Annotated in this window: 20 protein-coding genes; 10 read left to right on the top strand and 10 right to left on the bottom strand. The window is 60.1% G+C overall.

The window, feature by feature from the left end; genetic code table 11:
* The first annotated feature begins 57 nt into the window (after positions 1-57).
* The 3 genes from ACIOVB_RS11330 (at position 58) to ACIOVB_RS11320 (ending at position 3,961) form a co-directional block, all read left to right on the top strand.
* Positions 58-1,329 carry a dihydrolipoamide acetyltransferase family protein gene (locus ACIOVB_RS11330; RefSeq protein WP_401267652.1) on the top strand — a complete coding sequence of 424 codons (1,272 nt, stop codon included), beginning with the start codon at positions 58-60 and terminating at the stop codon, positions 1,327-1,329.
* A gap of 4 nt (positions 1,330-1,333) precedes the next feature.
* The gene (gene lpdA, locus ACIOVB_RS11325; protein WP_401267649.1) at positions 1,334-2,707 is read left to right on the top strand and encodes a dihydrolipoyl dehydrogenase; all 1,374 of its coding nucleotides are present in this window, start codon (positions 1,334-1,336) and stop codon (positions 2,705-2,707) included.
* Positions 2,708-2,941: 234 nt separating this feature from the next.
* Entirely contained in the window at positions 2,942-3,961 is a 1,020-nt protein-coding gene (locus ACIOVB_RS11320) for a branched-chain amino acid aminotransferase (protein ID WP_187681104.1), read from the top strand.
* 51 nt (positions 3,962-4,012) lie between these two features.
* Here ACIOVB_RS11320 and ACIOVB_RS11315 read toward each other — a convergent pair whose 3' ends face one another.
* From ACIOVB_RS11315 to ACIOVB_RS11305, 3 genes are all read right to left on the bottom strand, one after another.
* The gene (locus tag ACIOVB_RS11315; RefSeq protein WP_401267646.1) at positions 4,013-4,855 is read right to left on the bottom strand and encodes a TIGR03915 family putative DNA repair protein; all 843 of its coding nucleotides are present in this window, start codon (positions 4,853-4,855) and stop codon (positions 4,013-4,015) included.
* The gene (locus ACIOVB_RS11310) at positions 4,852-6,072 is read right to left on the bottom strand and encodes a putative DNA modification/repair radical SAM protein (RefSeq protein WP_401267644.1); all 1,221 of its coding nucleotides are present in this window, start codon (positions 6,070-6,072) and stop codon (positions 4,852-4,854) included. Before ACIOVB_RS11310 ends, ACIOVB_RS11315 begins: the two co-directional genes overlap by 4 nt.
* 97 nt (positions 6,073-6,169) lie before the next feature.
* Positions 6,170-6,934, bottom strand: a complete 765-nt coding sequence (locus ACIOVB_RS11305; protein ID WP_401267642.1) for an ArsR/SmtB family transcription factor — start codon at positions 6,932-6,934, stop codon at positions 6,170-6,172.
* A 79-nt stretch (positions 6,935-7,013) separates the two neighbouring features.
* Here ACIOVB_RS11305 and ACIOVB_RS11300 point away from each other — a divergent pair, with 79 nt between their 5' ends.
* Positions 7,014-8,123, top strand: coding sequence for a cytochrome P450 (locus tag ACIOVB_RS11300; RefSeq protein ID WP_401267640.1), 1,110 nt, complete (start codon positions 7,014-7,016; stop codon positions 8,121-8,123).
* A gap of 20 nt (positions 8,124-8,143) precedes the next feature.
* Here ACIOVB_RS11300 and ACIOVB_RS11295 read toward each other — a convergent pair whose 3' ends face one another.
* Together ACIOVB_RS11295 and ACIOVB_RS11290 are read right to left on the bottom strand one after the other, a co-directional pair.
* Complete coding sequence (locus tag ACIOVB_RS11295) at positions 8,144-9,412, bottom strand: Nramp family divalent metal transporter (RefSeq protein ID WP_401267659.1); 1,269 nt, start codon at positions 9,410-9,412, stop codon at positions 8,144-8,146.
* A gap of 113 nt (positions 9,413-9,525) precedes the next feature.
* Positions 9,526-10,065, bottom strand: a complete 540-nt coding sequence (locus ACIOVB_RS11290; RefSeq protein WP_401267638.1) for a chalcone isomerase family protein — start codon at positions 10,063-10,065, stop codon at positions 9,526-9,528.
* Between the two features lie 145 nt (positions 10,066-10,210).
* On the opposite strand from ACIOVB_RS11290, the gene ACIOVB_RS11285 reads away from it, so the two are divergent.
* A complete protein-coding gene (locus ACIOVB_RS11285; protein WP_401267636.1) occupies positions 10,211-10,987 on the top strand; it encodes a hypothetical protein in 777 nt (258 codons plus the stop codon).
* 80 nt (positions 10,988-11,067) lie between these two features.
* The gene (locus tag ACIOVB_RS11280; RefSeq protein WP_401267635.1) at positions 11,068-11,634 is read left to right on the top strand and encodes a hypothetical protein; all 567 of its coding nucleotides are present in this window, start codon (positions 11,068-11,070) and stop codon (positions 11,632-11,634) included.
* Between the two features lie 3 nt (positions 11,635-11,637).
* On the opposite strand, the gene ACIOVB_RS11275 is transcribed toward ACIOVB_RS11280, so the two are convergent.
* From ACIOVB_RS11275 to ACIOVB_RS11260, 4 genes are all read right to left on the bottom strand, one after another.
* Positions 11,638-12,354, bottom strand: coding sequence for an alpha/beta hydrolase (locus ACIOVB_RS11275; protein WP_401267632.1), 717 nt, complete (start codon positions 12,352-12,354; stop codon positions 11,638-11,640).
* A 111-nt stretch (positions 12,355-12,465) separates the two neighbouring features.
* A complete protein-coding gene (locus ACIOVB_RS11270; protein WP_401267630.1) occupies positions 12,466-13,578 on the bottom strand; it encodes a succinylglutamate desuccinylase/aspartoacylase family protein in 1,113 nt (370 codons plus the stop codon).
* A 187-nt stretch (positions 13,579-13,765) separates the two neighbouring features.
* Positions 13,766-14,545 (bottom strand): ABC transporter substrate-binding protein, encoded by a 780-nt coding sequence (locus ACIOVB_RS11265; protein WP_401267627.1) that lies wholly within the window; start codon positions 14,543-14,545, stop codon positions 13,766-13,768.
* A gap of 246 nt (positions 14,546-14,791) precedes the next feature.
* Positions 14,792-15,220, bottom strand: a complete 429-nt coding sequence (locus ACIOVB_RS11260) for a rhodanese-like domain-containing protein (protein ID WP_401267624.1) — start codon at positions 15,218-15,220, stop codon at positions 14,792-14,794.
* 102 nt (positions 15,221-15,322) lie between these two features.
* On the opposite strand from ACIOVB_RS11260, the gene ftrA reads away from it, so the two are divergent.
* The 4 genes from ftrA (at position 15,323) to ACIOVB_RS11240 (ending at position 17,800) form a co-directional block, all read left to right on the top strand.
* The gene (gene ftrA, locus ACIOVB_RS11255) at positions 15,323-16,297 is read left to right on the top strand and encodes a transcriptional regulator FtrA (protein WP_401267621.1); all 975 of its coding nucleotides are present in this window, start codon (positions 15,323-15,325) and stop codon (positions 16,295-16,297) included.
* A 392-nt stretch (positions 16,298-16,689) separates the two neighbouring features.
* On the top strand, positions 16,690-17,064 hold the full coding sequence (locus ACIOVB_RS11250; RefSeq protein ID WP_187678383.1) for a DUF6124 family protein: 375 nt from the start codon (positions 16,690-16,692) through the stop codon (positions 17,062-17,064).
* A 2-nt stretch (positions 17,065-17,066) separates the two neighbouring features.
* Positions 17,067-17,336, top strand: coding sequence for a hypothetical protein (locus ACIOVB_RS11245; protein ID WP_187678384.1), 270 nt, complete (start codon positions 17,067-17,069; stop codon positions 17,334-17,336).
* Positions 17,337-17,488: 152 nt separating this feature from the next.
* Positions 17,489-17,800, top strand: coding sequence for a helix-turn-helix domain-containing protein (locus ACIOVB_RS11240; RefSeq protein WP_401267617.1), 312 nt, complete (start codon positions 17,489-17,491; stop codon positions 17,798-17,800).
* An 84-nt stretch (positions 17,801-17,884) separates the two neighbouring features.
* On the opposite strand, the gene ACIOVB_RS11235 is transcribed toward ACIOVB_RS11240, so the two are convergent.
* The gene (locus ACIOVB_RS11235) at positions 17,885-18,223 is read right to left on the bottom strand and encodes an FKBP-type peptidyl-prolyl cis-trans isomerase (RefSeq protein ID WP_401267615.1); all 339 of its coding nucleotides are present in this window, start codon (positions 18,221-18,223) and stop codon (positions 17,885-17,887) included.
* Positions 18,224-18,325: the final 102 nt, after the last annotated feature.

Raw genomic sequence — 18,325 nt, 5'->3', positions numbered from 1 at the left:
TATTTCCCTGGGCCGTCCCGAGTGGGCGCGGCGTTGAAACGGGTCATGGAGGTCTGAATGGGCACGCACGTTATCAAGATGCCGGACATTGGCGAAGGCATCGCAGAAGTAGAACTGTCGCAGTGGCACGTCAAGGTTGGTGATCTGGTCGTTGAAGATCAGGTGCTGGCGGACGTGATGACCGACAAGGCGATGGTCGATATTCCGTCACCGGTCCATGGCAAGGTCATTGCGCTGGGCGGTCAGCCGGGTGAAGTCATGGCGGTAGGCAGTGTGCTGATCAGCATTGAAGTTGAAGGTGCCGGCAACCTGAAAGAGTCTGCCGCGCCAGCGCCTGTTAAAGAGGCACCTGCTGCGCCGAAAGCGGAAGCTTCGGTCGAGAGCAAACCTGTCGCCGCCGCGCCGCGTCCGGCGACTGTTTGCCAAGGCCCGATGGTTGCTCGTGAAGCGGATGAACGCCCACTGGCCTCACCGGCCGTGCGCAAGCATGCGCTGGATCTGGGCATTCAGTTGCGTCTGGTACGCGGCACCGGCCCGGCCGGACGCGTGTTGCACGAAGATCTCGACACCTATCTGGCGCAAGGTCAATCGAACGCCTCTGCGCCTGTATCCGCCGCTTACGCCCAGCGTAATGACGAAGAGCAGATTCAGGTGATCGGCATGCGCCGCAAGATCGCCCAGCGCATGCAGGACGCCACCCAGCGTGCTGCGCATTTCAGCTATGTCGAAGAAATCGACGTCACCGCGATTGAAGAGCTGCGCGCGCACCTGAATGAAAAACACGGTGCGAGCCGTGGCAAGTTGACCCTGCTGCCGTTCCTCGTGCGCGCTCTGGTCGTTGCCCTGCGTGACTTCCCGCAAATGAACGCCCGCTATGACGACGAAGCCCAGGTCATCACCCGTCTCGGCGCGGTACACATCGGCGTCGCCACACAAAGCGATGTCGGTTTGATGGTGCCAGTGGTTCGTCACGCCGAGGCACGCAGCCTGTGGGACAGCGCCGCCGAGATCTCACGTTTGGCCAATGCCGCGCGCAATGGCAAGGCCAGCCGCGATGAGCTGTCAGGCTCGACTATTACCCTGACCAGCCTCGGTGCGCTGGGCGGCATTGTCAGCACGCCTGTTTTGAACCTGCCGGAAGTGGCGATCGTCGGCGTGAATAAAATCGTCGAACGCCCGATGGTCGTCAAAGGCCAGGTGGTGATCCGCAAGATGATGAACCTCTCCAGCTCCTTCGATCACCGCGTGGTCGACGGCATGGACGCGGCGCTCTTCATCCAGGCCATTCGTGGCCTGCTCGAACAACCCGCGACCCTGTTTGTGGAGTGATGGAATGCAAACTCTGAACACCACGCTGCTGATTATCGGTGGCGGCCCCGGCGGTTATGTCACGGCGATTCGCGCCGGGCAGTTGGGCATTTCGACCATTCTTGTCGAAGGCCAATCGCTCGGTGGCACCTGCCTGAACATCGGCTGCATTCCGTCGAAAGCGCTGATTCATGTGGCGGAGCAGTTTCACCAGACTCAGCATCACAGTCAGCATTCGGCGCTGGGGATCAGCGTCTCGGCGCCGACCCTCGACATCAGCAAAAGCGTCGAATGGAAGGACGGCATCGTTGATCGCCTGACCACCGGCGTGGCTGCCCTGTTGAAGAAGAACAAGGTTCAGGTCATCAACGGCTGGGCCAAGGTCATCGACGGCAAAACCGTGGAAGTCGGCGACACCCGCATCCAGTGCGAGCACCTGGTGCTTGCCACCGGTTCCACCAGCGTCAATTTGCCGATCCTGCCGATCGGCGGGCCGATCATCTCCTCCACCGAAGCGTTGGCGCCGAAAAGCGTACCAAAACGCCTGATCGTGGTTGGCGGTGGTTACATCGGCCTGGAATTGGGCATTGCTTACCGCAAGCTCGGTGCCGAGGTCAGTGTGGTCGAAGCGCAGGATCGCATCCTGCCCGCCTATGACGCGGAACTGACCCAACCGGTGCATGACGCATTGAAGCAACTGGGCGTGAAGCTGTATCTCAAGCACAGTGTTTTGGGCTTCGACGGTACGTTGCAGGTGCGTGATCCGAACGGCGACACCCTCAATCTGGAAACCGATCAGGTGCTGGTGGCCGTTGGTCGCAAACCCAACACCCAAGGCTGGAACCTCGAAGCACTGAGTCTGGAAATGAACGGCTCGGCGATCAAGATCGACAGCCGTTGCCAGACCAGCATGCGCAATGTCTATGCCATCGGCGATCTCAGCGGCGAGCCGATGCTGGCTCACCGCGCAATGGCTCAAGGCGAAATGGTTGCCGAGTTGATCAGCGGCAAAACCCGCGAATTCAACCCGACCGCCATCGCCGCCGTGTGCTTCACCGACCCGGAACTGGTGGTGGTGGGCAAGACGCCGGACGAGGCCAAGGCTGCCGGGCTCGACTGCATCGTTTCCAGTTTCCCGTTTGCCGCCAATGGACGGGCGATGACGCTGGAGTCAAAAAGCGGCTTCGTGCGGGTGGTCGCTCGTCGGGACAATCATCTGATTGTCGGCTGGCAAGCGGTGGGTGTCGGGGTTTCGGAATTGTCCACGGCGTTTGCGCAGAGCCTCGAAATGGGCGCGCGCCTGGAAGACATCGGCGGCACCATTCATGCGCATCCGACTTTGGGTGAAGCGGTGCAAGAAGCGGCGTTGCGTGCGCTCGGGCATGCGTTGCACTTGTAAATCCATCCGTTTCTGATCGTTCCCACGCGCTGCGTGGGAACGCAGCCCGAGACGCTCCGCGTCCCAAAGTGGGCGCAGAGCGTCCCTTGAGGCATTCCCACGCAGAGCGCGGGAACGATCAAAGGCGTGAATTGCGGCTGCGAAACCGCTCAAGAATGAAGTATTGTTGTGCCCATCCAAAAAACGTCAGAAGCCTTGAACCGTTTCGACGGTTGTTCAGTGATAGAGGGTGTCATGGGTAACGAAAGCATCAATTGGGACAAGCTGGGTTTTGACTACATCAAAACCGACAAACGCTATCTGTCGTACTTTCGCGATGGCGAGTGGGACAAAGGCACCCTGACCGAAGATAACGTGCTGCACATCAGCGAAGGCTCCACTGCCCTTCACTATGGCCAGCAATGCTTCGAAGGCATGAAGGCCTATCGTTGCAAGGACGGCTCGATCAACTTGTTCCGCCCGGACCAGAACGCCCTGCGCATGCAACGCAGCTGCGCGCGTCTGCTGATGCCGCTGGTCGACACCGAGCAGTTCATCGAAGCCTGTAAAGAAGTGGTTCGTGCCAACGAGCGCTTCATCCCGCCATACGGCACCGGCGGCGCGCTGTACCTGCGTCCGTTCGTGATCGGCGTGGGTGACAACATCGGCGTGCGTACCGCCCCCGAGTTCATCTTCTCGATTTTCTGCATTCCGGTTGGCGCCTACTTCAAGGGCGGCCTGACCCCGCACAATTTCCAGATTTCCAGCTACGACCGCGCCGCCCCACAAGGCACCGGCGCCGCCAAGGTCGGCGGCAACTACGCTGCCAGTCTGATGCCGGGCTCGAAAGCGAAGAAAGCCAACTTCGCCGATGCGATCTATCTGGACCCGATGACCCACACCAAAATCGAGGAAGTCGGTTCGGCCAACTTCTTCGGGATCACCCACGACAACAAGTTCATCACACCGAACTCGCCATCGGTATTGCCGGGTATCACCCGTCTGTCGCTGATCGAACTGGCGAAATCGCGTCTGGGCCTGGAAGTGGTTGAGGGCGATGTGCTGATCGACAAGCTGTCGGACTTCAAGGAAGCCGGCGCCTGCGGTACTGCTGCGGTGATCACGCCGATCGGCGGCATCAGCTACAACGACCATCTGCATGTGTTCCACAGCGAAACCGAAGTCGGCCCGGTCACCCAGAAGCTCTACAAAGAGCTGACTGGTGTGCAGACCGGCGACATCGAAGCGCCAGCGGGCTGGATCGTCAAGGTTTGATCTGACGGCCAGACGCACAAAAGCCCCCATCGAGTAATCGATGGGGGCTTTTTATTGCCCGCTCCGCTCGCTGTCCTTCAAGGCAATACGTTTACCGGTGCGCCCGGCGATCCCGCTCGCCTGCCCGTTCTGCTGTTTACCCATCCGCGCCTGAGTAATCAACCCGGGGATCAACTCCCCCTCCGGCAAATTCTTCCAGAATCGCACCGGCAAATGCCCTTGCATCACTTTCGGATTCAACCGCGCCGGGTTGAAGATGTGGCTGTAATAGGTCAACCAAAGGTCGCCATGCGGGTCATCGACGTTCTGCGCCATCTGCTGCCATTCAACGGGGCATTGGCGCTCATGGATCAGTTGTTCGCCGTCGTAATAAACCCCATCGCGCGGTGTGGCGATCAGCCAGCGGTGACGGCCCATGCGGGCGACGAAATGCTCGCTGGCGCTGTGCAGGATGTCGTGGGCGGGTTCGTGCCATGCCACATATTGTGGGCCTGGCGAATCTTTAGGGCGTTCGATGAAGCGCACGAATGCATGCAGATGATGGGCTTCGCGGCTGACTTGTTTGATTCGCCGCTGCAATTCGCTGCCCAGTTTGTCGCCGGCCATCATTGCCGTGCGGTCGCCGTGACTGACTCGCCACAGCACTTCATACAGCAGGCTCCAGCGTTGATCGCCACGGTATCGCGCGGCTTGCTCCAGGGTGTCGAGTAACGCACGCGGAATGCGGGCCTGAAACGGGCCGTGCCCCTCGGGCACTTCATGGTCGCTGACAAACAAGTCGCTGACGCCCTCCGAAGCCCAACTCACCAGACTCGGGTCGACCTCATGACTGAGTAGCCAGCGTGCCTGTTGGCGCCAGGTATCGAACAGGTCGTCGCAATCAAGATTGATCATCCCCACAACCCCATCTGCTGCGGCTGCGGCCGGTCGCGCAATTGCTGATAAAGCATATGACTGGTGACCTCAGCCTGCTGCGGGTGATAGTCGCTGGTGATGATGAACGGCTTGGCCTTGGCCAGCACACAGCGCATACGCGCCACGTCTTCGTAGCGGATCCGCCGCTGGCGGCGCAGCTCCACCAGACGTTCGGTGGTACGCAGGCCAATGCCGGGGATGCGTGCGATCAGTGCGGGCTCGGCACGGTTCAGATCCAGCGGGAACACCTCGCGATTCTGCAGTGCCCACGCCAGTTTCGGATCGATATCCAACGCCAGATTGCCCGGCCCCTTGAGCAGCTCATCGGCGCTGTAGCCGTAACTGCGCAAGAGAAAATCGGCCTGATACAAGCGGTGCTCGCGCATCAGCGGCGGTGCGGCCAGCGGCACGCTTTTCGGGCTGTCGGGGATCGGGCTGAAGGCCGAATAGTAAACCCGGCGCAGGCGGAAGTTGCCGTACAAGGCCAGGGCGCCATGGAGGATTGTGCTGTCGTCGGTATCATCGGCGCCGACGATCATCTGAGTGCTCTGCCCGGCCGGCGCGAACTTCGGCGCGCGTGGCTCGTTGAGCACGGTCTGCTCGCCGGTGTAGATGGTCTGCATGGCCTGCTTGATCGAGCCGATCTGTTTCTCCGGGGCCAGGGTTTGCAGGCTGGCATCGGTGGGCAGCTCGATGTTGACGCTCAGGCGATCGGCGTAACGCCCGGCCTGCTCGATCAACGCAGGATCGGCTTCGGGAATGGTCTTGAGGTGAATGTAACCGCGAAACTCGTGCTCTTCGCGCAACAACTTGGCGACCCGTACCAGTTGCTCCATGGTGTAGTCCGCCGAGCGGATGATCCCGGAGCTGAGAAACAGGCCGCTGACACAGTTGCGTCGGTAGAAGTCCATGGTCAGCGCCACGACTTCCTCGGGCGTAAAACGCGCACGCGGCACATCACTGGAGCGACGATTGACACAGTACTGGCAATCGTAAAGGCAGAAATTGGTCAGCAGAATCTTCAACAGCGAAACGCAACGCCCGTCCGGCGTGTAGCTGTGGCAAATGCCCATGCCATCGGTCGAGCCAAGACCGCTCTTGCCCTCGGAGCTTCGCTTGGGCGCACCGCTGCTCGCGCAGGAGGCGTCGTACTTGGCGGCGTCGGCGAGAATGCTGAGCTTGTCGATGATTTGCATGGCGCGGACTCTGTACTGGTTGCATATACAGTAGCGAGTCTATCGAATCGACACAAGGTGCAAAGCCAGATCAAAAGATCGCAGCCTGCGGCAGCTCCTACACGGTTCGGTTATACCCCACTCCTGTAGGAGTGGCCGCAGGCTGCGATCCTTTGATCTTCACCTCACCGGGCAATTCGACACCAAACCGAACGCCGATTTCTTTGCGCCCCACCGCCGTCAGCGCCAACGCCCGACTGTCCAGATCCTGCGTCACCCACTTACGCTTCAACGCCGCTTGCAGCAATGCCGCGCCCAGCGAACCACCCAGATGTGGCCGGCGCATGCTCCAGTCCAGACACGGGCAGGCGAACTTGCGGCGCAAAGTGCTCAAGTCCTGCACCTCGATACCCAGCCCGGCAAACAAGGCCTCACCACTGTCACTCAGGCGATACGCCTGCTCGTCGGTCTCCAACAACCAGCCCGCGTCGATCAAGCGGTCATGCAGCAACACCGCCAGTGTCCCGGCCATATGGTCGTAGCAGGTGCGGGCGAATTGCAGGCGATCCGGTGTCTGCGGTTTGAACGTCGGCGCGGCGCTCTGGCCGATCACCATCAAGGCTTCCAGCGCTTGAGCCACACGCTTGTCGGCCAGGCTGTAATAACGATGGCGGCCCTGAACGTGCAGGCGCACCAGCGCCAGGTCCTTGAGTTTGGCCAGATGCGCGCTGGCGGTGGAAGCGCTGACTTCGGCAACGGCTGCCAACTCGGTGCTGGTGCGGGCGTGGCCGTCCATCAGCAAGCAGAGGATTTTGGTTCGCGCCGGCTCGGCGATGGCTGCCGCCACTTGCGAGACGCCGATATCTTGATGTTCTGCGTGCATATTTCGCTCCCGGACGAATCGTCGCCGCTACGGACTGGAGATAGTAGCAACACTTTCCCCATCGACAAGGCTGCGAACCATGGACCCGATCATCGCTGCGACTCACGCCAATCCCTACCCCTATTACGAAAAACTTCGCTCTGAAGGTGGGCTGACGTTTCACCCCAAACTGAAAATGTGGGTAGCCAGCAGCGCCCGCGCGGTTTGTGCGGTACTGGCGCATGCCGACTGCCGAGTGCGTCCAGTCCAGGAGCCGGTGCCCAAGGCGATTGCCCAAGGCATGGCCGGCAATGTCTTCGGCCAGTTGATGCGGATGACCGACGGCGAACGCCAGCGCTGCCCGCGCTCCGCCATTGAGCCGTCACTGACGTTGATCGATCAGAACGAAGTCCGCGAGCACGTGAATGCACGACTGATCACTACGGATGCGGACGGCTTATACAAAGCCATGTTCCGCGGCCCGGTATGCGTGGTCGCCGCGTTGCTCGGATTCAGTCCGGCACAGAGTCGGGCCATCAGCGAGCTGACCGCTGATTTCGCGGCGTGCCTGTCGCCGTTGAGCAACGACCTGCAATTGGCCGCAGCCCACGTCGCAGCGCAACATTTGCGCGGTCAGTTCATCGAGTTGTTGGCCGATCCTGATGTGAACAGCGCTTTGCTCGCGGGTATCAGGCAGCGTTTTGATGGAGATGACGAGACCTTGATCGCCAATCTGATCGGCCTCTGCTCGCAGACCTTTGAAGCCACCGCAGGCTTGATCGGCAACGCGTTGGTGATGCTGCAACACCGCCCCGAGCTAAGTGGCGCGTCGATGGAACCCCTGCTGAACGAAGTCCAGCGCTTCGACCCGTCGGTGCAGAACACCCGACGCTTTGTCGCCGCATCCTGCGAAATAGACGGTGTGCGCGTCGAGGCCGGCGCTGTGATTGTGCTGTTGCTGGCCTCGGCCAACCGCGATCCGGCCCTGAATGACAATCCCGACCACTTTCTGCTGGATCGTCCGAACCGCCGCAGTTTCAGTTTTGGCAGCGGTCGGCATCAGTGTCCGGGGCAAGTGCTGGCAATGAGTATTGCCAGCGCGACGGTGAGGAAAATGCTCGATCATGGCATTGAGCTTGATCGCCTGAACTGGCGTTACCGGCCTTCGCTCAACGGGCGTATTCCACTATTCAGTTTTGTGGGGGCCTGACCGGCCCCAAAAATTATCGGTTAAACCGCCAACTGCAGAATCAACCAGCTATTGGCGCCGCTGATCAGCACAAACAACCCCCAGGCCAGCACCCGGGTCGGCCAGCGGTTCACGAACGGCCCCATCAGTTGCTTGTCGTTGGTCATGCGAATCAGCGGATACAGGGCAAACGGCAGTTGCAAACTCAACACCACCTGACTCATCACCAGCAACTTGCCCACAGCGTTATCGCCCATCAGCCACACGCCGATAAACGCCGGAATCAACGCCAGCCCACGAGTGATCAGGCGCCGTTGCCAGCAGGGAATGCGCAGATTCAGATAGCCCTCCATGATCACCTGACCGGCGATGGTGCCGGTGAAGGTCGAACTCTGCCCTGACGCGAGCAACGCCACGCCGAACAGCACACTGGCCAGCGCGCCACCGACCAGCGGATCAAGCAAGTGGTAAGCGTCCTGAATATCCACCACGTCGGTATGCCCGGACTGGTGAAACGCAGCCGCCGCGAGGATCAGGATCGCCGCGTTGACCAGCAGCGCCAGCGCCAGCGAGCCGATGGTGTCGATGCGCGCCAGCTTCACCGCGTCCTGTTTGCTCGCCAGATCCTTGCCGATCATCCGCGTTTGCACGATGGACGTGTGCAGGTAGAGGTTATGCGGCATCACCGTGGCCCCGAGAATGCCGATTGCCAGGTACAACGGCGCGGCATCGCTGATGGCTGACAGGGAGGGTTTGAAGCCTTGGGCGACGTCCGGCCAGTACGGTTTGATCAACACCAGTTCAACAAAAAAGCACACGCCAATGGTGGCGACCAGCACCAGCATGATTGCTTCCAGTCGACGGAACCCTCGGTTCTGCAGCGCCAGCACCAGCAATGTATCGAACGCCGTGAGGGCAATGCCGAAGGTCAGCGAACAGCCAAGCAACAAGTGAAACGCCAGCGCGCAACCGAGGACTTCGGCAAGGTCGGTGGCGATGATCGAGATCTCCGCCAACACCCATTGCAGCCGCGCGGTTGGAGTGCTGTAGCGTTCGCGGGACAATTGCGCCAGATCGCGCCCGGTGGCGATGCCCAACCGCGAACAGAGGCACTGAACAACCATGCCCGCCAGACTCGCCAGCAAAACCACAAACAGCAAGCTGTACCCAAAACGCGAGCCAGCCTCGATGGCCGTCGCCCAGTTGCCCGGATCCATATAGCCGATCGACACCAGCAAACCGGGGCCGGCAAAACGCAGCACGCGCTTGAAAAACGCGGCATTGGGATCTACCGCAACACTGCCTGCCACTTCCGGCGGGCAAAACGGCGCGGTGGCGATTTTGGGCAAACTGAATTTCACGCACACATCCAGAAACAAGTCGAAAGACGCAGCTTAGACGTTTCAGCCCCTTTGATGAAAGTTCAAGACCCTGTCACACCCAGCAACTGCTGGCGCAACTCGGGATTGCGCGTACGTGGATTCAACCAGATATCAAAAAACGCCCGGGCGAACTGCGGGTCGGCGATCTCATGCTGCAACTGCTGGCCGACAAAAAAACGTGCGCCCTGCCCCGGTAAATACACTCCGGTAATGCGGGTGCCCGCCTGGACATCGACGAACGCCTGCTGCATCTGCGTCTGCCAGCCGGCCAGTTGTGCCGGGGTGACGGAGGCTCCATTCAGACGCTTGATTTCATCAACGCTGGCTTCGACCAGATCGTCGCGAGAAATCTGTCGGCGATAGATCAACTCCAGCGCGAAAGGCTGCCCGTCCGCCAGAGGCTGCCCCGTACTCCACAACCTGGCGTTATAAACATCGAAACCAAACACACTGAAATCGCCGCTGCCGATGATCCTGGCGCCGGGCACTTCGGCCTGCCAGTTGGCCCACGCTGGCGCAACCAGCAAGGCCCACAAACCGATGGCGCAGCACCCACGCAAGACACTCTTTGTTCTGTTCATCACACCATCGACTCCGGTAGACCCTGACAAGCAAAGCATAGCCTGTATGGCTTCGATACTTTGTATACAAAAATCACTCATATACGCAGCAAAACGTTCATAGCAATGCTACCGTTGCCGTCTCTCACCCGACGGAGACACTTGCGTGCTGATCCTCAAACTGCTGCTGATTCCCGGTTTTCTGCTGCTGATCTCACTGGCCGGCAAGCGTTGGGGGCCGAGCGTGGCCGGCTGGTTGTCGGGGTTGCCTGTGGTCGTCGGGCCGATTCTGTTTTTCCTCGCCATCGAACAAGGGCCACAATTTGCTGCGCAATCGGCCGTGGCCGCATTGTCGGCGATGTTCGCGATGATTGCGTTCTGCATCACTTACGCGCAGGTCGCGCAACGGGCGAACTGGCCATGGGCGCTGAGCCTTTCCCTGGCTGTCTGGGCCGCGCTGGCGCTGGTGCTGTCGTTGATTCCGGCATCGCTGCCGTTCTCGGTGGCGGCGGCAGCCGTTGCTTTGCTGGCGGCACCCTACTTGTTTCCCAAGGTGCAACCAGTGCTGAACGGCCCGGCGCCGAAGTCGGACAAACTGATCTGGCGGATGATCGCCGGCGCTGCGTTGACGCTGGTGGTGACCATGTTGGCCAGCACTGTCGGCGAACGCTGGAGCGGCCTGCTGGCGGTGTTCCCGGTGCTCGGCAGTGTGATGGCGGTGTTTTCCCAGCAGACCCGCGGCCCTGAGTTCACTGCCGCGTTGTTGCGGGCGACGGCGACCGGAATGTATTCGTTTTCGGCGTTTTGCCTGGTGTCGGCGCTGACCTTGCCGAGTCTGGGCCTCAGCGGATTTGCCATGGGCGTCGCCGTGTCGGTGGCCATGCTCGGCGTGACCCGACAGTTGCTGGCGCGCCCCGCAGTGAAACAGCAACAAGCGCAGTAACCCGGACGAGCCGCGCTGGAGTGCCACGGCTCTGCATGGGATGATCGCCCGCCTGCCCCGACCATTCCCCGGAGATTCGAATGACATTGTTGAGCAAGAAAGCCGTCGTCCTGTTACTGGCGGCCGTGGCCGGCCTCGGCGCCATCAACGCTCAGGCGGCCAAGGCCAAGGAAAAAGCGGCCACCGAGAAGGTCTCGATGCTGGGCGGCAAGTTCACCTTTGTGCTGCCCAAAGGCTTCGTCGCCGATCCGCTGCCGGCCAGCCCGACCGGTGCCACCGGCACGATGTACACCAACCAGACCACTAAAACCGTGGTCATCGCCGCCGAAAACCAGATTCCCGAAGGCAACAACGTCAAGGACAACGACAGCGAGTTTCTCGACGGCAGCGTCTCTGACTTCATCGAGGCGCAGCGCAAAGCATTGCCGGACTTCAACAAACTCAGCGAAAAAAGCCTGACCCAGAAAGGTAACGGCCTTGGCCTGCGTCAGGTCGACAGCACTGCCACCCAGGGCGGCGGCCAGACCCTCAACACGACCTTGATGGCCGGTTCGGGAACGCGCATGGCGCTGGTCCAGGTGATCTCCCGGGTCAGCGACAAGGCCGGTCACGATGCGCTGGTGAAAACCATCCTCAAGGAAAAATGATCCTCACGGGTTGAGTTGCTGCAGCCAGGCGTTCAAGTCGCGCAATTCGGCTGCAGTGATGCTGTGGCCGATGCCGGGATACGCGTGAAATTGCGGTTTGTAAGCCAGTTTCTGTAGCAACGCATTGGCCTCGGTGCCGTCGCGATACGGCACGCGATCATCGGCGGTGCCGTGACCGATAAAGATGTTCAGTGGCAACGGTTGTTGCTCGGTCTTGAGCTCGCTTTTCAACACCGGCAATAAACGCCCGCTCAACGCCGCAATGCCTCCCACCGCCACCGGTGGTCGCAGGCCTACCTCGTAGGTCATCATCGCGCCTTGGCTGAAACCGATCAGGTACACCTTGTCCGGGGCCGCGTGATATTTCTTCGCCGCTTGCGCGACAAAATCCCGGAGCTTCTGGCCGCTGGCCTTCAGATCATCGGTCTCACCGTTGTAGGCGCCTTCGCCTTTCTTGCGAAACCACTGGAAACGCCCTTCGCCCAACGCCAGCGGCGCCTGCACCGACAGGTAGTTGTACTGCGCCGGGAGCTGAAATTTCATGCCGATCAGATCGGCCTCGTTACTGCCGTAGCCGTGCAGGAAAATCACCAGCGGACGCGGATCGGCATCCGGGTGAACCTGTTCGATGTACTTGAGTGGCAGATCGGATTGCAGGGTGGTTTGAGCATGGACGGCGGTGGACGCCAGGAGGGTCAACAGAGCAAACACCTTCAACATAAGTCTTCCTTCACAGGGTGTCGGGTTCGGTGGGAGCCTAACACTCTGAGGCAGGGATCCAAACATTGAGGTACTGCCAGCGATGAGGCCTTCAGATCCGCCGCAGAGCTGTCAGTCGTTAGTCAGCTTGCCCGTGCGAAACGGCAGCCGCCCCGCCACTTTCGCCTGCCAGATCCCCGGCTCGGTATAACGCCCGCGATCCAGCGCAAACAACACCCCGCTGGTTCCGGCACGCACGGTGGTCAACTGATCCTTCAACGGATCCACCACCTCAAAAATCGCATCGCCCTTCTCGACCCACTCGCCCGCATTGCGCAGGAAACTCACCACGCCATGGTGCGGGGCAAACAGGTATTCGGTGCCGGCGAACGGCATGCCTTCACAGCACTCACTCGGCGCCGCCGGCCATTCACCGCTGATGAAACCCTGCTCTGCCAGAAACCCGAGAATCGCCTCGCAATTGGCTTGGGCCTGATCAACCCGAGTGTCGCCCATGCTGCCCAGCTCCAAAGTGGTCGCGAGGTTGGCCGCCGGGATCGCCGCGTCCGGGAAGGCGCGCGCCAGACGCAGCCACGGTGTCGAGCAAGACTCGTCAAACGAACTGCCGCCGGAATCTTCACACAGCAACGCCACGCCCGCCTTGATCCGCGCCGCCAGCGATTGCCACTGCGGCCAGTGTTGCGGCAGCGCGTAAAGATGAATCGACGCCTCGAAATCGCAATGCAGGTCGAGGGTAATGTCGGCGTCGCAAGCATGGCGCAGGAGCAAGCGATGCAGCGCTTCCAGTTGCGAGGCCGGTGCTGGCAGATCATCGAAGACCCGGCCCATGGTCTGGCGGATCAGCGCGATGTTGGCGTCGGCATCGGCGCCCAATTGATCACCGATCAACGCCGCCACCGGCGCGCTGAGTTCGACAAACCCACGGTTGAAATTCTTGCCGCTGCCCAGTTCGAAACGGCCCATGTGAGCGCTTTGCAGATGCTGGTCCAGGCCGATCGGGTTGGCCACCGGCACCAGTTCGATCACGCCTTGCAAACGACCTTGTGCTTCGAGTGCGTTCAGGCGTTGTTTGAGTTCCCAGGCGGTGCGCATGCCCGGCAGTTCATCGGCGTGCAGGCTGGCCTGGATGTACACCTTGCGGGTGCCGGCGCCGTAACGGAACACGCTGAGGGAGCGCTCGCTGCCCAAGTGGCTCCAGGGCAGAACATGGTCGATGCGTTGCATAAGAAAACTCCGCGAACTCTGTAGGAGCTGCCGCAGGCTGCGATCTTTTGATCTTGTTTTTCAGGATCAAGATCAAAAGATCGCAGCCTGCGGCAGCTCCTGCATTGGAAAGGTGTGATGCAGGATAAATCATGGGCACAAAAAAAGTGGCCACCGCGTAAACGGGGCCACTTTTTTCTACAGCCTATTAATGGCCGTACACGTCAAAGTCGAAGTACTTGTCCTGCACTTGCTTGTACTTGCCGTTGGCGCGGATTTCGGTGATGGCCTTGTTGAATTGCTCAGCCAGAGCGGTATCGCCCTTGCGCACTGCAATCCCGGCGCCGCCGCCGAAGTATTTGGCGTCTTCGTAGGTCGGGCCGACGAATTCGAAGCCTTTACCCGCGTCGGTTTTCAGGAAACCGTCGCTCAGGTTGACCGAGTCGGCCAGCATCGCGTCAATACGACCCGAGACCATGTCCAGGTTGGCTTCCTGCTGCGAGCCGTAACGCACCAACTGGATCCCGGCCGGCACCAGCACTTCGGTAGCGTAGCGGTCGTGAGTACTGGCACGCAGTACGCCGACTTTCTTGCCTTTGAGTTCGGTCAGCGGGTCTTTGACGCCGGAACCTGCCTTCATCACGAAGCGAGCCGGGGTGTGGTAGTACTTGATGGTGAAGTCGACGTTTTTCTTGCGGTCGTCAGTGATGGTCATCGAAGACAGGATCGCGTCGATCTTCTTCACCTTCAGCGCCGGGATCAGGCCATCGAATTCCTGCTCGACCCAGGTACATTTGACTTTCATCTGCTCACAGAGCGCATCGCCGATATCCACGTCGAAACCGGTGAGTTTGCCTTCAGGGGTTTTCATCGAGAACGGCGGGTAGCCGGCTTCGATACCGATGCGGATCGGCTTGGCGTCTTCGGCCACAGCGGTCAGGGACAACATCGACAGTGCCAGGGCACCAAACATCACTAGCTTCTTCATTTATAACTCCTGTGTGCGGAGGCTTTTATTGGCAGCTTTCGAGTCAGCGTCCGGTCATGGCCATTTACAGGCAAAAAACCGAAGTGGCCGGCAGTCTATGGCGGCGCGCACAGGGCAGATTGTTTTTAAGCGACAAATACTTACAGAAGATCGGCGCACCAGCTGAGCGGTGTCAAACGGTGCGCCGTCGTGGTGCAAAGGCTGTAGGACAAGCCCTGCTTTTGATCAAAAAACCTGAAAAGTCAGTCAGCATTCACATCCAATAGGTGCGCTTGCTGATTGCGCAGCGCTCAACGCAAACCCTTCGTCCAGCCATCCGGTCACGCCGCCGATCATCTCCTTGACCGGGTAACCCAGTGCTGCCAGTTTCACCGCGGCCTTGTTGGCACCGTTGCAATGTGGGCCGGCGCAATAGACCACGAACAACGTGGTTTTCGGATAACTCGCCAGTGCTTCAGCCGTCAGCAAACGCCCCGGCATATTGATCGCGCCCGGAACATGTCCACGTTCGAATGCCAGTGGCCCGCGCACATCGACCAGCACAAAGTCGACCTCACCGGCCTCTTGGCTGCTGAATACGTCGGAACAATCGGTTTCGAAGGTCAGACGGTTGCTGAAATGCATCAGGGCAATCGCTGACGGTGCGGCAGGAATTTCGCGAACCAGACTGGTCATGGGGTGTTGCTCCTAAATCTGAACGGGTGTGGACAGACTTTATCGAGCCGCCGCTTGCCGCTACAGTGGCGCACAAGACACTCACCGGGAATTTTCCGCCAAATGCCCTTATCACCCAATCTGGTCGCGATTCTGGCCTACGACGGCCTCTGTACTTTCGAGTTCGGCATTGCCGTGGAGATCTTCGGCCTGGCCCGGCCGGAGTTCGATTTTCCTTGGTACGAGCATGCGATTGCTGCGGTCGATCAAGGGCCGATGCGCGCCATGGGCGGGATTCAGGTATTGGCCGATGGCGGTCTGGAACTGCTGGCCGAGGCCCGCACCATCATCATTCCAGGCTGGCGCGACCGTAATGCTGCGGTGCCTCCCGAATTGATCGACGCACTGCGCCAGGCCCATGCCCGGGGAGCGCGACTGTTGTCGATCTGCTCGGGGGTATTTGTGCTGGCAGCCACCGGCCTGCTCGACGGCCACGGCGCCACCACTCATTGGCGTTACACCACTGAACTGGCGCAACGCTTTCCGGCGATTGCGGTTGATCCCGATGTGCTTTATGTGGATTCGGGCCAGTTGATCACCTCGGCCGGCAGCGCGGCCGGCATTGACGCCTGCCTGCATCTGGTGGCGCGGGACTTCGGCACGCAAGTGGCCAATTCGGTGGCGCGACGACTGGTGATGTCGCCGCAGCGGACCGGCGGTCAGGCGCAATTCATTCCGACACCGGTGAGCGCGACGCCGCGCAATGACCTGTCCCGGGTGATGCAGTGGGCGCGCGAGCGCTTGCATGAACCACTGGAGGTGCGCGATCTGGCCAGTGAAGCGGCGATGAGTGAGCGCACTTTTTTACGACGGTTCAGCGAGGCCAGCGGTCAGTCGCCCAAGGCGTGGTTGCAGCATGAACGGCTCGCCCGGGCGCGAGAGTTGCTGGAAAGCACGGACCAGCACACCGAACAGATTGCCGAACGCTGCGGTTATCGGTCGGTGGAGAGTTTTCGGGTGGCGTTTCGTGGCGTGGCCGGGGTACCGCCGTCGGTGTATCGGGAGCGGTTTGGGCGTGGGGTGAAGGTCAGTTCTTGAGTGAATTTTGAAGGCCCCATCGCGAGCCTGCTCGCGAAGAGGCCCGGTAAAACGCAGCATCATTTTGGCATCAGCCATGAGGCTACAGCGCCTTGCGCCTTTGCCTACAACTACGCCAGAATCCGCCGGCTTGTGCGGCTTGGGGGTCGCCGGTAACTTGGTTCGCGTCACTGAAGGGTCAGTGATCGGGTTTAGTCGCTCGGTGGTTTGTAAGCAGCATACAGTCCGTTCTGTCAGGCACTCTAACGCCTGTGCTTAATGGTAGTTATGCGTAGGGCATCTTCGGGTGCGCCGGGACTGCTTAGAACCACCGGTCGACTAACCTGCGCATAGCTGCCACCCATTTGTTTAGTCGCAATGGACGTGTCGGCCTCATTAAAAGGTTCTAAGAAATGTTCAAAATAACGCCAAATCCGCCTGAAACAGGCGCGGAAATCGATCCAAATCCAACGTCCCCCTATTCCACCCCGGGCTCCAGAAAACTTCACGAAGCCGCCGAACGCGCCCTCGATCACTATCTGAAACCCACACCGCCTTCACCACCACGCAAACCCAGCACCATGTTCCTCGTTGACCCGAACACAGGCACCGAAGACCTCATGGCCCACGCCTGCGAATCCATGGCTTCGGCCAGCGTCATGCTCAGCGACTTCGCCGCCCTGCTCGACTCGCCCTACCGCAACACCGTTCTCGGTATCCAGCAAGTCGTCATGCTCGGCGAACTCGCGGTCAACCGCGCCCTCGACAAACTCGATCCGAGGCAATGACCATGACCCATAAAACAGATGCACAGGTCGTCGCGGCATTGATAGCCATGGGCTTCAACGAGCGGGACAGACGTTGGGCGCAGAATGCCTGCCTGGTGCTCTTCGAAAGCGAACGAGAAACCATCGTCGCCTCCGCCGTCACCGCCCTCGCCCAACTCGATGAGCTGGAAGTCGACGCCGTGCTGCCCGCACTGCACCGCGTGACACGCCGCTTCCCATCACTGCAAAGGACCGTGGCCGACACACTGGCCGAGATGGCGCACGCGGCCTGATTGACCGCGTGATCGTTCTTCGCGAGCAAGCTCGCTCCCACATTGATCTGCGGTGTACTCAACCGCAATCAACTGTAGGAGCGAGCCTGCTCGCGAAGGCTTCCTTTCTGCTCACGAATATCTGAAAGCCAGCCTCCAGGAAGGCTTAAGTCATGAAGGAACATCATCCGCGCTTCCAGCGCTATTCAAATGTCTGGGATGCACTGGAAGACACGCCGCAAGATGCCGCCAGAATGCGCCTGCGGGCCAAGCTTATGCGCACGCTTTGCGAGACCATTCGAGCGTGGGAGCTGCCTCAAAAAGAAGCTGCTCAACGCTTGGGCATTACTCAGCCGCGACTCAACGAAGTACTCAATGGCAAAATCGACAAGTTCTCTTTGGATGCGCTGGTCAATCTGTCAGCCGCAGCAAAGCTGGAGGTAGACATCTGCTTCCCGATGGGCCAACCGCTGCAATGGGCCTGAAAGAACGCTGACCCGCCGCCAGCACGCTCAACCAAATGATGAGGGGCTTCGCCCCTCTCACGGCCAAAACGGTCCCCGCCCACCTCAATCCTCCCGTGTCAGCACTTCCAACAACTCAATCTCAAACACAAGATTCGAATTCGGCGGAATTTTGCCCATCGTCCGCTCGCCGTACCCCAAATGCGCCGGCACCAGCAGTTTGCGTTTGCCACCGACCTGCATGCCCATCAAACCCTGATCCCAACCCTTGATCACCCGCCCAGTACCGATCACGCACTGAAACGGTTTGCCACGGCTGTGGGAAGAATCGAACTCGGTGGCGTCTTCCAGCCAGCCGGTGTAGTGGGTGGTGATCAGCGCGCCTTTGACGACGGCTTTGCCCTCGCCCACCTCAAGATCGATTACCTGCAGTTCATCATTCATGACATTCACTCTATATGTTCGGCCGGCCGCCGTTTTCCCAGAATTGCCGGTAGTTCGCAACCCATTTACGAAGATAGGCGCTGTATCCGAACCCGTATCAGA

Origin of the sequence: Pseudomonas sp. NPDC087639 (assembly GCF_044743385.1) — a bacterium.
Taxonomy (GTDB): Bacteria; Pseudomonadota; Gammaproteobacteria; order Pseudomonadales; family Pseudomonadaceae; genus Aquipseudomonas.
The sequence above is the reverse complement of the archived record's forward strand: the minus strand, read 5'-3'. Positions and strand labels throughout refer to the sequence as shown.